The following is a 14,992-nucleotide window of genomic DNA, read 5'->3' on the forward strand; positions in this document are numbered from 1 at the left end:
AGTCCGATTCTTCTTTTTTCAGAGCCTTTATGTCGCATCTAAACGGTTACTCCGCAGGTATATCTGTACTAAGTATCGGAAAAACTCTCGAGGACCAATGAATTTTTTTTGCCTGGCCTCGGTTTTTGTAAAAAAAATTCCGAAATATTCAGGATGGCCTAAAGCCGGCAATCTTCCGATCCGAACCGGTTTGGGGTCTGAACGAACCCTTGACTAAATTTCGGCGATCTTGAATATGAAAAAAATTATTACCTGGAAGGAATGTCTTCGGAAGGGGAAGGAACATTTCAGTTTACGGAGTTTGAAGATGACAAAACAATCTTTCGGCGTGAAAGCCGTTGCGATCCTTATTTTTCTTACGAGCCTTTTCTCTACCGAGATCTTTGCAGAAGAGGACGCTCAATTTATCCAACCGGACGATTTCTTCGTTACTAGAGAAGATTTTACGGATCAAACGTACATTAACGTGTTTCTTGCGAAAGAGATCACTGCTGCTTCTGTGACTAAGACCAAGGGAGAAGGGGAATTCCTACAAGTTACGAACGGTAAGAAGTTCTGGACCAAGTATTTTTATCTCACTCGCCTAGCTACCGAAAAGGATCTTAAATTAGGAATGAACGTGATCATGTTCGATATGGGCACCGATGACGGATACCGCTCTCCTGAGACTAAGGATGAAGCTAGAACAGGAAGCTGGTTCATGGCGAGAGTCACGGATCTTTCGGATCTGTTCAAGGGAATGATCACTGTTTCCGGCGGTTACAAGATCCAGTTGAGTAACGTTAGGGTCATTCTTCCAAAAGCTACCGTAACTCCTAAAGGCGCAAAATAAGATATTTTCTGATTGCGGTCTTAAAAAGAAAAGCCTCCATTCGGAGGCTTTTTTATATTCTAAAAATTTAAAGCTTCATTCTCTTATAAACAATATAGAGAACAGAGAGAAAGATTGCAGGTGTGATCCAGGTAGCGAGCCAAGCGGGAATGAGTCCGTTTTCTCCCACTGATTTGAAGGAAGGGTTCATGATCAGATATACAAGCGCGACTATGATACTGACTCCTAAGGAAGCGACCACCGCCATTCTTTTGGTAAAATATCCGCTCACGCAACCTACTAAGGTAACCACTACAATAAAGAAAGGATTCGCAAAGAGGGAATGTTTTGCGATATCCACATCTCCGTAAGAAAGTCCTTTTTTTAATCTGCTTTCTTTTTCTTCCAAGAGCTCGAATAGATTCATCTCCTCGACGGAGCCTTTGGGTTTTTTGAAGTATTCTGGCTTTTCTGGAAGATAGTATTCCTTCTCCGTATACTTCTTTACGTAAGTAAGATTCAGATCGTCTATCTTAGTCTCTTCTACATTCGTTAGGATCCAAATATCTCTGGCTGGATCATACTTTGCCTTTTGAGAAACCAAGAGGAAATCCGGAGTTTGGTCCGGATTCAATTTGATATAGTTGAATCCTCCTTTGATCTCCTCGTCCTTCGGGTCATAGTAATATATATAATAAAAACCTTCTTTTCCTTTGAAGTGGAATTGGTAGACGACTCCTGAGAGGTTGGTTCCGCTTCCTTCCTTAAGAAGTTTATGCTCCTCGTTTGCCTTTGCGTTCATAGGAGCCACTGCGAGCTGGGTAAAGAAGAAGACCCCGACCCAGAGCATACAACTGAAGGCAATGATGGGAGCGACTATCCTACGAAAAGAAACTCCTGCAGACATCATCGCAACGATCTCCTTGTTCGCGGAGAATTGCCCGAGGGTGAAAGATACTGCGAATAATGCGGATAAGTTGACCGAGTAATTTACCGCTATGTCCGGGATGGAATAGAGTATGTACAGCCAAGCATGAAATTTCGGTGCCTTGGTGGCCTTGAGATCATTGCTGATATCGTTGAACTTCATCATCAAGGCAAGAAAGGTGATTGCGATGAATGTCCCGATAAAGGTCTTGATGAATTCCGAAAATAGGTATCTGTCCAAGATCTTAGGCGGAAAAAATTCCTCCTTTATCTTTTGCAGAAGTTCTTTGGGGCGAATTTGCTCCAGCTTGAATTGCATAATCCCTTTGTCCAATTTTCGGAGTAGTTCGGATTCCTTCGATCTATTTTAGGGGGTCCAGTTTACGTCCCTTTATGGAAATAGAAGGGTCGGGCTCTTTATTTCGGTTGACTGCAAGGAGCAAGGCGAGAAGATTCCTCGGTTACCAGGAGGAGACCATGAAAAAAAGCATTCTTTCGCTCGTAATCTTCACTACCCTTATTCTCGCATCTTCGGTCGCGGCCGAAAAAAGCACCGAGGACTATATCAAGTCCCTGTCCAGCGGATCCGACCAAGATAAGATCGAAGCCGCCAATTATTTGGGATCTAAAAAAGAAAAATCCGCAATCCCTGAACTAATCAATTTGCTGAACCGCTCGAACGACTCGAAAGTCGCAGTTCCTGCGGAGATCGCTCTCGGTCTAATTGCAGAGCCAGGCGACGCAACGATCGCGCTTAAGAACAAGATTATCAGCTCCGACAGCGGAGACATCGTGTATACTGCGTTAGCTGCTCTTCTGAATATCGTGATCAAAAGCGAGAAGGTCGAGGACGCAACGAGAGAAGCAGTCGAGTTTGCGGATAAGAACCGTAGATCCGACGAGTTCGTAGCGGATTTCCTGAACGTTCTGAACAAGAAATTAAAAGGTTAATCTTCTCTTCGGATGTTGAGTCCGGAAGAACTCAGTCGCTATTCTAGAAATATTCTCTTAAACGAAGTTAAGAGAAGTGGTCAAGAGCGACTTAAAAATTCAATTGTGACCATCGTAGGAGCCGGCGGACTAGGATCGCCGGCTTTGTTGTATCTGGCCGCTGCGGGCGTCGGAAAGATCCGTGTTATAGATTCAGATACTGTAGATACCACCAATCTACAAAGACAGATCATTTACAAACATTCAGATATAGGCCAGCCTAAGGCAATCGCTGCGGCAAAGAATGCATCTTCTCTCAATCCATATATTTCGGTAGAAGGGATTCAGGCCAGGATCTCTCGGGAGAATGCTTCCGATCTATTGAAAGGTTCCGATCTGGTATTAGAAGGTTCGGATAATTTCGAGACCAAGTTTTTGATCAACGATATCTGTATTCAGGAAAAGATCCCGTATATCACCGCAGGAGTCTTGAGATTCGAAGGAATGGTGATGGGAATTCGTCCGGGAGAAGATGCTTGTTTTCGTTGTATTTACGAGGAGTCTCCTGCTCCGGAACATGTGCCTTCTTGCGCTGATGCTGGAGTGATCGGGAGCATGGCCGGAATGATCGGTACAATCCAAGCCACTGAGAGTATTCAATTTTTATTAAATACGGAAGATAGTAGATCCGGGCTTTTCGGGAAAATATTGCAGGTGGATTCTAAATCTATGGAGTTCCGAACAATTCCTATTTGCAAGAGAGAAGATTGCGAAGCATGTTCTTTGCTTATTGCAAAGAAACTGACCGTTTAAAATCGAAATTATAGCCAGCGCCAAAAAAGATCCCCATTGCGACCGAATTCCCCGCCAATCCTTTTGTAAGACTCTCGATCAATTGTTGGCTTACATAAGCGCTAACAGGTCCTCCACTTAGATTCAGATCTCCTCCGAAATGCTGTAAGGAATAATTGATCTTGGAATATTGAAAGCCAGTCCAGAAAAAGATATCACTCTTCCAATTGTATATTAGCTTTCCTGAAAGTGTGAGCCCGCTTGCTTTCCATTGATTGGTCAGCTCACTTCTTGCCTCAAATCCTACTCCTAGGACTGCAGCTATTTGGTCTCTGGTAAAATTGGAGTCCCCGTGCAGGAATTGTTTCTGGATCTCGAATCTGGTCTCCCATTTCTCATTCCATTTGGAGTCGACTGCCAATCCCATCGACTGGCCCTGTAGAAAATCGCTGAAGTTTGTGCCGTTTCGGATCGCCCAGTTAAACGCGAGTGCATTCGAAGGATCTTTAGGAGAGATCTCTGTTGTGGAGTTGTCTATTCCCTTCTGCCAAATCCTTTGGTAACCTAGGATCGGTCTTAATTCAAAGAATCGGTTGGCATATACTGTATAAGACACTTGCGCATAAGCCTGTTTATAACTCAGAGAATGATAAGGAGAACCTACCGTAAAAGCATTCTGAAAGATAGAAGTTCCCGAGACTGGATAAACGATCTGCCCGAAGTTTTGTGCGGATTCTTTGGCCTGCAGTTCGCTTCCGCCTAGATCTCCTACGAATCGTTTCCAATAATATCTTAGATTGATGGTCTTTGCCGGGCCGTTCTGGTACTGAGGCGAAGAATATAAAAACCCTCCGTTGTTTCCAAGGATGGTTGCGTATTGTTCTACTCCTCTTTGGAAATTGGAGACTTGGCTTTGGTAGGAACTCCTACCCAGTCCGAAGGAAATTTCAAGACCATTCCTTTCTGCAATCCGTTTACGAACCTCTTCATCCTGATCCTTGCTCTCGGCAACCTGAGGTTTTAGAGTTTGCTCCTGCACCTCGAGAGGTTTCGGCGTTTCTTGTAATTGGATTGGCTTAACAGGCTCTTCCTGGACTTGGATTTGCTTAGGCGGCTCTTCTGTTGTTGGAGTAGGTTTCGAAACTTCTTCAGGAAGTGGTTCGGGTTGCTTTTCTTCCTCTTTTGGTTGAGGTTCCGGCTTGGCCTTTATCTCTTCTTCATTCGGCTTAGGCTCCGGTGTTGGCTTTTCGACCTTTTCTTTCTCGCCGATCTCTAGTTTGCGCTTCTTCTCTGCTTTCTTTAGTTTTAGTTCCGGTTTAGGTTCTTCGATTGGTTTTGTCTTTTTGAAACTGATCTTTCTGATATCGGATTTGGAGACTTCTCGAATCGTCCCGTCTTTTAATCTCAAAAATACTTGGGTGGAGTTTTGCTGTACCACTTCTGCCTTGATGATCTTTCCGTTCTTCATGTAAACGGATTGGTCCTCGGCAAACGTACTTGTTGCAAAGAATAAGAATAGTAAAAAGAAACGAGAGTATTTACTCATGCGCGAGGTTATTAGACGAAGAGATTAAAATCTATATCCGAAAGGTCAAAAAATTTGAGGTTACGTTTTTCTCAAAAAAAGATTCTATCGGAAAGATTGAAGTCTTATTTTTCTCTAAATGGAAAATCTCGCGAGAAATAGAAAATCCCTATTTGTTAAAATCGAGAGAATAAGAAGCACCGATTAGTACTGTAGTCGATTTTGTATCTTTGGCATAAGTCGGTCCAAGAAACGAATCGAATAGAGCTTTGATTGCAATCAGATCGGTTGGGGCTGCGTTATTGCCTCCTCCTTCGAAATAAAGATTCGCGTTATTGATCTTATATTTCAAATCCATAGAATTGATCCCGATCCAGAAATTTACTCCGTACTTCCAATTATATAATAATTTCAGATTGATGGTAGTCCCGGTGACATTCCATTTATTATAAATTCCGAATGAATCAGTACTGAACTGGTCCAGAATAGGAGCGAACAGGTAAGTACTTTGCTTATAAGTTCCGTCGCCTCTCAAATGCATGGATTGGATTCCTGTTCTGAGTTCGAAATTTCCGGGCAATTTCATATCGAATTGCAATCCTATAGAATATCCTTTTAAGGAATCGCTTACAGGTTTGGGGATTAAACCGTAATATTGCTCTGTCCCGGTAGAAGAACCTGGAGAAAAAGTGAATCGAGAGTTATCATCTCCTTTGAACCAAAATTGATGCATTCCAACGACAGGTCTTATATCGTATTTAGGTTTAGGGTATACCGAATAAGAAACGTTTCCGAATACGTGTTTCATCGAATTCTGGTAGGAGCCGGATTCTACGTCAGGGACTGTCACTGCGTTGATATTGTTTGTCCCTACTGATGTTTGTTTTGCGTTAGACGTAATTGTGCTTCCACCCACTTCGGCAACGAATCGATTTAAAGAATATCGGATCTCTGCAGCACTTGCCTTTCCCGAAGAGATCTGCGGAGGTGTTGGCGCGGTGAATTGGCCGTTATTTCCTCCGATCTCTTGTGCAGTAGCGACAGCTTGCTCATAGAAGTAAGGAGATTGGTAGTTTAGGTTTCCTGCACCTGAACCCAAAAAGATTTCTAATTTATGGCGTCTTGATTCTTCGATCTCTTTCTTTCTTTGCTCAGCCTTTTCATTCTTTGCGGCCAGCTTCTTAGATTCTTCTTCCTGTTTTTTTAAATCTTCTTGTTGCTGCTGAGCGATCTGTTCCGGCGTAAGAACAGGAGTTATAGGTGGTGTAGCGGTTTTGTCTTTTGTTTCCGGAAGTTTGCCGGCTTCTCTAAAGGCGACCCGCCTCACTTCCAATTTGGAAATCTCTCGTATGGTTCCGTCAGGCAATCTTACGGTAAGCTTTACTGCAGTTTGGTTGATGATCTCTCCGGTCAGTACTTTTCCATCTTTCAGATAAATTACCTGATCGTTTGGAAATAATGGGCTCGCGGAGAATATTACAAATCCGACGCAGAGTAAGACTCGAATTTTCATTTGTATTTGTTGCATTCGAATTCCGATCCAATAGTTGGAAAGCCAATCTCTCCTCCGAAAAACGATATTCAAGCAATAAATTGACTAACCAGAAATGCAATTCCTCAATATAGTAGGCGCTACAGAAAAAATTGTTATTCGCTTAATGATGCAAAGATGGCAAAAGAATTTTAGAAATCTTCTTCCGGTCCGAAATTCAATGCTTTGGAAATTCCTATCTGCAGAGTGGTCGCCTTAGAAACACTTCCTACAGATCCTGCAATTGCCTTGTCTTGCAAATTCAATTGCGTTGCTTGAAGGAGAGAAGGCGCCGGATCTCCAGGCTTGATGACGGAAGGGAATGTTCCATCTTGGAGAGAATAATTCCATTGGTAACTGTCGTATCTGATCCAGAAACCAAGACCCATTCTCCAGAAATAACTTAGCTTTAAGGAAACATGATTTCCTGTAGCCTTCCAACTAAAGGTGTAATCTGCAGGAAGGATGAGTGGCTGCGTAGGAATTGCCAAAGTAGTAACTGAATATTGCTGATGAAGAGTTTGGTTTCCCTTCAATTGCATTCTTTCCACTTCCAATCTTGCTTCGAATTTGGATCCGAGTAAGTAAGCGAAGCCAAGGCCAAAGGTGCCTCCTTTTAATTGCTCGGAAGAATGGAAGATAGAGTATCCTGTTACGTTACTCGGTTGGAAGACTGTGGATTGATCGTCCGTAGTCTTATTCCAAATTCTTGTGTAACCGATCGTAGGATAGAGTTCGAAATTCGGCTTTGCCAGAAGAGAATAAGACGTTTTGAACATTCCTGCCTTTAGTTCTTGAGGATATGTTCCTGTGACTAGGATAAGTTGGGCTTCTGGTCCTATATTTTGTGAAGTAGAAGAAGAGTGAGTGCTCATTCCCCCAGCTTCTATCGAAAACCTTTTGAATTTATATGCGATGCCTGCGGTGCCTGCTCCATTCGGAGTTTGATTCGGTCCCTTAGTTAAAAGGAAAGGTGTCCCGTTCGTGACCACTGCAAAAATATTCTGGTACTTATAATAGAGATTTATAGCATGAGAATCATCTTTTCCACCGCCACCACCTGCATAGAATTCTAAGAAATTTCTTTCCAAAGGATTTCTGACGACTCTCTTGTACACTTTTGCTACGGGAGGAGGCGCTACCACAGGAGGAGGAACAACTGCCGGCTCTGGAGGCTTTTCTGGGATCGGTTCCGGTTTCTTTTCGGGAGGAGGAGTGGTTCCATCCTTATAGGCGATCCTAAGAATCGTAACCTTTTGGATCCTTTGCACTTCCTTGTTCGGCAATTCCAGCTCTATATAGGTTGCGGTTTGGTTAAGGATTTCTCCTTTCAATGTCTTGCCGTTTCGCAAATAGATCGTTTGCGGTTCCGAAAATACGGAATACGGAAGAAGGAATAAACAAATTAGAAATGCGAGTTTCTTTCTCATCATAACCTGAGCAAGATTGAAGATCTTAAAGAGTTTTAATGTAAAGAAAAGCGTTTTTATCTATTTGGAAATTTCTTTTTTATCAATTCTGCCAGATCTTTTTTGGAAGGTAAGGAGGTTTGCAGGGCCAAATAAAACCATTTAGAACTAGTTTTAGAGGAATTTAGTAAGCGGGAAATTTTCACCGCGTCCTTTTCTGTGCAGACGATCAGATCGAAGTTCTCCGAGTCTCTCGAGATTTCTAATACATCATTCTGAGTATAAGAATGATGATCGGGAAAGGCTTTGGTTTTCAATTGAGAAGGACCTAAATCGCTTAAGGATCTCCAAAATGGGGTAGGATTGCCGAGTCCTGCGACTGCATACACTGACTTCCCCGCCAATTGATCCGTTTTTAATTTAGAAGAAGAACCGAGAGATACTAATTCTTTGGATTCGAATTGAAATTTGAAGGTATGTTTGGGTTTGTACTTGGAGATCCAATCGGAGAGATCCGTTTCGAACTCTCTTTGGTATTTGGACGCGATCAAAACATCCGCTCTCGAAATGGAAGAATAGGATTCTCTAAGAAGTCCTAGCGGAAGTACGAAATCCATTTTGGAAATCCGAGTGCAATCCAAAAGCACCAGATCCAAATCTCTTGCGAGCGCATGGTGTTGGAATCCGTCATCTAACAATGCGAAGACGATATCATTCTCTTTCAAACTCTCATCTTTACGGTATTGCAAATAGGACTCGTAGCGATTGCTTCCTACATAGACATTCACAAAGGGCAGATTCTTTTTTAATAAATAAGGTTCATCGCCTACTTGAGAAGGTTCCGAACTAGGATCCACTCTTCGGATCCCTGAACCGGAAGAGCCGTAACCTCGAGTCAATATTAGGATGGGTACTTTAGGAAATTCTGAATGAAGTAAATTTGCGAGATGGATGGTAAAAGGAGTTTTGCCGGTTCCTCCCACACTGAAATTTCCTACGCTGATTGTAAATGCATTCGGAAGAGTCTTTGTCTTTTTAAGACGTCTATCCAAATAGAAAAGGATCTTATAGACTAGACTGAGAGGATAAAGAATAGGAAAGAATAGGATTCTAAGAAAGGAAAGCATGGCTCTGCCTCTTAAGTCGGAGACTCGGCGAATTGCATTTCGTATAATTTCTTGTATTTTCCATCCAGGCGGATCAGCTCGGAATGAGATCCGTATTCTACCACTTTTCCTGCTTCCATAGCAAAGATAGTATCTGCGATCTGCACTGTGGAAAGTCTATGCGCAATGATAAGTACGGTCCTATTTTTGTATAAGGACTCGAGTGCCTGTTGGACCACTCTTTCGGATTCTGTGTCTAACGCAGAGGTAGCTTCATCCAGGATCAATATCTCTGGATTATTCAATAATGCCCTTGCTATCGAGATCCTTTGTCTTTGGCCTCCGGATAGCATGACCCCTCTTTCTCCCACCACCGTGTCGAATCCATCTTCAAAGGAAAGGATGAAGTCGGTGGCAAATGCCATCTCGGAAGCTTCTCTCATTTTTTCTTCGGAGACGTTTTCGGTTCCGTAGCAGATATTCTCTCTGATGGTTCCGTTGAATAGAAATACCTGTTGGTTTACGATAGAGACTTTTTTGCGTAATGCAGCAAGGTCCAAATTTCTTAGATCGGTTCCGTCCCAAGTGATGGAGCCTTCGCTTGGATCAACCAATCTAGGAATTAGATCCACGATGGTGGACTTTCCTGCACCGGAAGCTCCGACTAACGCAACTGTGGCGCCTTTCGGAATAGTAAGATTCAGATCGGAGAGCGCAGGTGTTTTTGCTCCCGGATATGTGTAACCTACGGATTCGAATTTTAATTCTTTAGAAAGTCTTTTAGGAAGGATCGGATTTGCAGGTTGTTTGATATCCGTTTCGCTATCCAGCATTTCGAATACTCTGTTTCCTGCGGCGACCGCACTTTGGATAGAGTTGGATAGCATTCCCATTTGCTTGAACGGTCTAGTAAGGAACACAAGAGTTAAGAAGAAGACCATGAAGTCTCCTAAAGAGAATTGTCTTAGTTCCATTAAATAGGCTCCGAAGCCTAAGAAAATTACCGCGACAATTGAACTGGAAAGTTCCACTAAGGAAGGACCGATCTGATGATAAAAATGTCCCTTGAATGTTTTCTCGGAGAGATCGTTATTGATCTCCCAGAATCTGCCAGCTTCGGTCTTCTCCATGGAGAAGGCTCGGATGACTCGGATCCCTGAGATGACTTCCTGCAAGTGACCGTTCAAAGCGGATAATCTTTCCTGTTGGTTGCGTGTGGCCTTGCGAATTCTATCTGCGAAAGAAGTTACCGGTCCCATGATCAACGGAACGATTACGAGAACCGCAACAAACATTTCCCAACTGATGATGAGGAGGATGAGCAAGTGAGTTATGATATAGAAGAAGTCTACAATTGCATCTTTCAAGTCCGAGCTGATCAACTTTGCCAAGACCTCAACATCGTTGATGATCCTACTCATGAAAATTCCCGTCTTTTCCTGCACGAACTGATTGAGAGGAAGTTCTTGGGCCTTGGAATATAGCTCGAGTCGCAAATCCCTGACGGCGAGATATCCTCCCGAGTTGATGCAGTACACTGCACCTGCGAGGAAAAGAAGCTTTGCCAAATAGATCGGAAAGATGAACAAACAAAAAAGAAGTACTAATTCGTCTTTAGGAAGAGAAGATAAATATCCGTTAGCGCCTACCTTTGCTTCCGCAAGGATCAATTCTAGTTTCTGAACGCCTTCTACTTCCTTGCCTGAGTTTTGTATTTCTAAAACGGATCTGTCTTTTTTTGTAAGAGTGATCTGAAAGTCGGCTTTGCCGCCTTTTCCGATCGCATCGAAGATAGGGATGATACTGGTTAAGGACGCTCCATTTAGTACGGAGACGAGAAAGGATAGTACGACCCCGGTGATCAGTCTGTATTTATACTTGAAGGAATACCCCAAGAGGCGTCTATAGACGTTCATAGGTCCGGAATGTTTTATCCTAGCTTTCTAGATGCGGCTCCGAGCCTTTCTCAGGCAAAAACGAAACCGACTCTTACCTTTTCTGTGGCTTTCCTTCTTTTGTCCCTTCTTTTTTGTCATTGCGGAAAAGCGGAGAGAATCCCCGGAAAACTGGTGTTTTCGCTGCCATCTGATCCTATTTCTTTGGAGCCTTTCCGATCCACGGACTTATCTTCTCGAATTATTCTAAAATATATCTCACCTAAATTATTCGAGATGAATGAGGAAGGTGTTCCGGTCCCTTCTCTCGTGAGATCATACAAGTTATCCGAAAGAAGAGATCCTAAGGCTAGAGGACTTGTCTTAGAATTAAAAAACTCAGAAGTAGATCAGAGAAAGATTTCTGCAGGAATCGTTTTAGCTTCCTTAGAAAAATTAAGAAACACTCCCGGGCCGAGAAGAAGCACGTACTCTTTCCTAAAAGGAGGAAGAATACTCTCCGATTTCTCTCTAGAGATCTATTTCGAAGGAGGTTTGAGAGAAGCTTTAGAAAAACTTTCTCTTCCTCAAGCTTGGATCGATTGTGGATCTCCGGAGAAGGCTTGTGGAGACTTTAAAGTTTTTGAATGGAAGAGAAATAATTATATTCGATTGGTCGCTAGCGATCCGAATGCTTCGGTTTCGGAGATATTGTTCCGAATTCTTCCGCAGGCGAGTACAGGTTTGTATTTGTATAGGAAGGATGAATTGGATCTGATGAAGCTGCCGATCTTTCTTGCTCGTAACTCCATGGTGCAAGAGGATCATATCTCTGTTCGCAAAGGAGGCGGTGTACAATACGTTGCGATCAATGCCAAGGATAAATGCTTCGATAAGAATTTTAGAAAAGCCTTAAATTATTCCGTAGATAAAAGGCGCATCATAAAGGTTTTGTTAGAAGGCAAGGCTGAGGTTTCCGTCGGCCCCTTCCCCCAAACTGTTGCGAATGCATGGACTAAACCAGAAGAATCATATCCGCATAATCCCAGTTTGGCGAAGAAATATCTATCCCAGTCTTCCTGTTATCCGAAGATCTTAGAGAGAGAATTGGAATTTAGGATGAGAGGGGACGAAGAGAACCAAGCGAATGGAGCTGCAATCGTTCAAGATCTGAAAGAACTCGGATTGAAAATCAAGATCCTTCCTATGGAGAAGGCGATTTTGTATAAGGAGAATGGAGAAGGAAAGGGAGACCTGACTCTTCTCTTTTGGTTTGCGGATATTCCTGGACCTTGGGGTTTCTTGGATCCTTTATTTGCAGGAGATCGTTTTGGGAATGGAGGCAATCGAGCCTTCTTCTCTGATCCTTCTTTGCAAAAGATTTTCGAGGATGTAAGGTCCACGGATCGATCGGATCTTAGACCTCAAACGGAAAAGACACTCTCTATTCTTTCAGAAGAGGCGCCTTGGATCTTTCTTTGGTCACCTTTTGAGTTGTATCTAGTCGGAGATAGAGTAGAAGGAAATTCTACTCTTCGCTCGAATTTTCTCTAGTCTCAGGCAGATCCAATTCTACTGCATCTTCGCCAGACAATGCTTCTTCGCTTCCTGAAGGAGAAGTCGTGTCTGTTTGGTTGGCAGTGTTCGTGCTGGCATTAGAAGTGGGTTGGTCGCCTACGTAATAGTACTGTCCGTAGAGAGGATGCTTACAGTCCGCTTCGTTGGACAATAATCCGCCGGTCTCTGCGCAAATATCTACTTTCACATAATCTCCGTTAAACGAAGGAATCAGACTTTCTCCGAAACCGATGGTTCTCGCAACATGAGAAACATATCTGAACCAGATGGAACCGCTGTTTGCAGAACCGGAGCCTGGAAAAGGAGCTCCCACATCGTTGCCCACCCAGACAGAAGTCACTAGGTTCGGATTCACTCCTGCGAACCATACATCTCGGACTCCTTTTCTTTTTCCCCAGCGCTGTTGGGCTTCTTTAGGAGACTGGACTGTTCCGGTTTTGCCACCAAGAGGAAATTTATCTCCTTCTTTTACGGCAACTTTTAGTGTTCCTTCTTCGGAGACAACTGCCTCTAACAAGTTAAGAGTCATTGCGCAGGCTACCGGATCCAGGATCTGTTCTGCATCCTTAGGATCAAAAGGAGGAATCGAAAATAATTCCGATCCTTCAAAATCAGTAATTCTTAATATTTCTATGGGTTTTACTTTCTTTCCTAGATTGGCGATGGTTGCGTAGATAGTTGCGAGTTCTTTGGGAGATACCTCTCCAGAGCCTAATGCCAATGTTAAGTTGGGTTGGAATCTTCTGTTTAACTCGGAACGATCCAGATCGAGTATCTTTCCTAATGTGGAAATGAAATCACTTACTCCTATCTCGTCCATGAAACGCACTGCGACTGTATTTACCGATTGAGCGAATGCAACGCGGACCTGCATCTGGCCTCGGTAACCCTTGTACCAGTTTTTAGGAGCGTAGCCTCTGATCTGAACCGGTTCATCCACTACGATGGAAGTAGGTGTGGCAAGTCTCTTCTCGAATGCGAGAAGATATATGAGTCCTTTGATTGCGGACCCTGGTTGACGGACGGCTGAGATCGCACGGTTCAATCTGAATATATTAGAAATTTTGTAACTACCCACCATCGCTTCCACATAGCCGTTAGAAGGATTGATGGAGATCAGGCTTCCGTTCATGTTCTCTATGATCTTGTTCTCGATGGATACCTCGTCCGTTTTTCCTGCTTTTAAGTAGGCGAGCTTTTCTTCTGTAAGTTTTTTACGAACGGATTCGATTCCTTCTCTTAGAGAACGCTCCGCTGCTTCTTGTTTGTCGTAATCCAGAGTGGTGTATACGTTCATTCCTCTGCTTTCGAGATCTACTTCGGAGAAGTTCTCGATCACGAATTGACGGATCCCGAAGTTGAAGTCGGGCGCGAGGTTCACTGTGAAGTCTTTATCGAAACCGTACTTTCCTATATCGGAGATGATGCTGATCTTATCTCCTTCTTCTTTGGTTTCTTCGACCGAATAGGCGGCTCTAAACTTACGGATATTCGAATCCACCTTCTTCTCAAAATCTCTTTCGATGGATTTAGGATTGGGATGTAGGTTTTTGTTCTGGCCCATGACGGTCATCACCATCTTTTGGCGTTTCAAAGCGATGACCGGGTTTCTCACCGCGTTATAATTGGAAGGAGCAGGAATTGTCCCGATGAGAAGGGCCGCTTCTGCAGGAGTCAATTCGTATGCAGGTTTATTAAAGTAGTATCTAGAAGCCTCTTCGACTCCTGTATTTCCTTCTCCCAAGAAGATGCGATTCAGATACATAGCAAGTATCGTATTCTTATCGAACCTGCTTTCTAAATAGAAGGTGCAGTAAAACTCTGTGAGCTTATTGAATACGTTTCGCGCTCCCAGATCCAAGGTGAGTTTTGCTAATTGTTGGGTAAGTGTAGAGCCACCTTGCTTTCGAAAAGTGGTAAGATTCACTACGATCGCTCTCGCGAGAGCTGTGAAATTGACTCCATTGTGTTCGTAGAAATCCCTGTCTTCTGAACTGAGAAGAGCCCATATTAGATTTCCGTGATTTGCTAGATTGTCAGTGCGGATAGGTCTGAATTTTCTGCGAGAAAATTCTCCGATCAATTTTCCATTCTTGTCCAAGATTCGGATCGGTTTGATTGCGTTCGGATCGTATGCATCAGAAACCTCTCTTTGAAAGGTTTCTAAATTTCGGATCACGTCCTCTTGCTTGGTGAGCCAGACAACATAAGAACCGCCTATCAGGAATGCTGCGATGATCGCTCCCGCGACGATCGAGTATTTTAAGAGTGATCTCCAATTCTTTTGAGTATAATGAAATAAGGAGGAGAGAATGGCCAATATGCGATCTTTATTCATGGTGTCCGTCGGTAGGTTTTCCTTTGAATCTTAGGGAATGAAAAGGATTTTTTTTGCCGATTTTTGTAGGATCTTTTGTGAGTTCCCACAACCGTTTGAAAGGAATATCCTCGGACATGGGATTGGCGGACAAGAAGGAGATTCGATTATTGTAGACAGTTTTTTGGATCT

At 43.2% G+C, this 14,992-nt stretch carries 11 protein-coding genes; 4 read left to right on the forward strand and 7 right to left on the reverse strand.

Features of this window, described 5'->3' with window-relative positions; translation table 11 throughout:
• The first annotated feature begins 307 nt into the window (after nt 1-307).
• Nucleotides 308-832 carry a hypothetical protein gene (locus EHO59_RS05170; protein WP_135585405.1) on the forward strand — a complete coding sequence of 175 codons (525 nt, stop codon included), beginning with the start codon at nt 308-310 and terminating at the stop codon, nt 830-832.
• Between the two features lie 67 nt (nt 833-899).
• Here EHO59_RS05170 and EHO59_RS05175 read toward each other — a convergent pair whose 3' ends face one another.
• Nucleotides 900-2,057, reverse strand: a complete 1,158-nt coding sequence (locus EHO59_RS05175; RefSeq protein WP_135585407.1) for an LptF/LptG family permease — start codon at nt 2,055-2,057, stop codon at nt 900-902.
• A 158-nt stretch (nt 2,058-2,215) separates the two neighbouring features.
• On the opposite strand from EHO59_RS05175, the gene EHO59_RS05180 reads away from it, so the two are divergent.
• Both EHO59_RS05180 and EHO59_RS05185 read left to right on the forward strand, forming a co-directional pair.
• A complete protein-coding gene (locus EHO59_RS05180) occupies nt 2,216-2,689 on the forward strand; it encodes a HEAT repeat domain-containing protein (protein ID WP_135585409.1) in 474 nt (157 codons plus the stop codon).
• Between the two features lie 12 nt (nt 2,690-2,701).
• Nucleotides 2,702-3,481 (forward strand): HesA/MoeB/ThiF family protein, encoded by a 780-nt coding sequence (locus EHO59_RS05185; protein ID WP_135585411.1) that lies wholly within the window; start codon nt 2,702-2,704, stop codon nt 3,479-3,481.
• On the opposite strand, the gene EHO59_RS05190 is transcribed toward EHO59_RS05185, so the two are convergent.
• The 5 genes from EHO59_RS05190 to EHO59_RS05210 form a co-directional block, all read right to left on the reverse strand.
• Nucleotides 3,456-5,006, reverse strand: coding sequence for an autotransporter outer membrane beta-barrel domain-containing protein (locus EHO59_RS05190; protein ID WP_135585412.1), 1,551 nt, complete (start codon nt 5,004-5,006; stop codon nt 3,456-3,458). The genes EHO59_RS05185 and EHO59_RS05190 overlap by 26 nt on opposite strands.
• A gap of 148 nt (nt 5,007-5,154) precedes the next feature.
• The gene (locus tag EHO59_RS05195; protein WP_135585414.1) at nt 5,155-6,513 is read right to left on the reverse strand and encodes an LA_0442/LA_0875 N-terminal domain-containing protein; all 1,359 of its coding nucleotides are present in this window, start codon (nt 6,511-6,513) and stop codon (nt 5,155-5,157) included.
• 155 nt (nt 6,514-6,668) lie between these two features.
• Entirely contained in the window at nt 6,669-7,949 is a 1,281-nt protein-coding gene (locus EHO59_RS05200; RefSeq protein WP_135585416.1) for an LA_0442/LA_0875 N-terminal domain-containing protein, read from the reverse strand.
• Nucleotides 7,950-8,002: 53 nt separating this feature from the next.
• Nucleotides 8,003-9,052, reverse strand: coding sequence for a tetraacyldisaccharide 4'-kinase (gene lpxK, locus EHO59_RS05205; RefSeq protein ID WP_135585418.1), 1,050 nt, complete (start codon nt 9,050-9,052; stop codon nt 8,003-8,005).
• Between the two features lie 11 nt (nt 9,053-9,063).
• Nucleotides 9,064-10,947: an ABC transporter ATP-binding protein gene (locus tag EHO59_RS05210; RefSeq protein WP_135585420.1), complete on the reverse strand. Its 1,884-nt coding sequence runs from the start codon at nt 10,945-10,947 to the stop codon at nt 9,064-9,066.
• Nucleotides 10,948-10,956: 9 nt separating this feature from the next.
• Here EHO59_RS05210 and EHO59_RS05215 point away from each other — a divergent pair, with 9 nt between their 5' ends.
• Nucleotides 10,957-12,459 (forward strand): ABC transporter substrate-binding protein, encoded by a 1,503-nt coding sequence (locus EHO59_RS05215; protein ID WP_135585422.1) that lies wholly within the window; start codon nt 10,957-10,959, stop codon nt 12,457-12,459.
• On the opposite strand, the gene EHO59_RS05220 is transcribed toward EHO59_RS05215, so the two are convergent.
• Entirely contained in the window at nt 12,434-14,821 is a 2,388-nt protein-coding gene (locus EHO59_RS05220; RefSeq protein ID WP_135585424.1) for a transglycosylase domain-containing protein, read from the reverse strand. The two genes, EHO59_RS05215 and EHO59_RS05220, sit on opposite strands and share 26 nt — an antisense overlap.
• Nucleotides 14,822-14,992 lie beyond the last annotated feature (171 nt).

Origin of the sequence: Leptospira semungkisensis (assembly GCF_004770055.1) — a bacterium.
GTDB classification, from domain to species: Bacteria; Spirochaetota; Leptospiria; order Leptospirales; family Leptospiraceae; genus Leptospira_B; species Leptospira_B semungkisensis.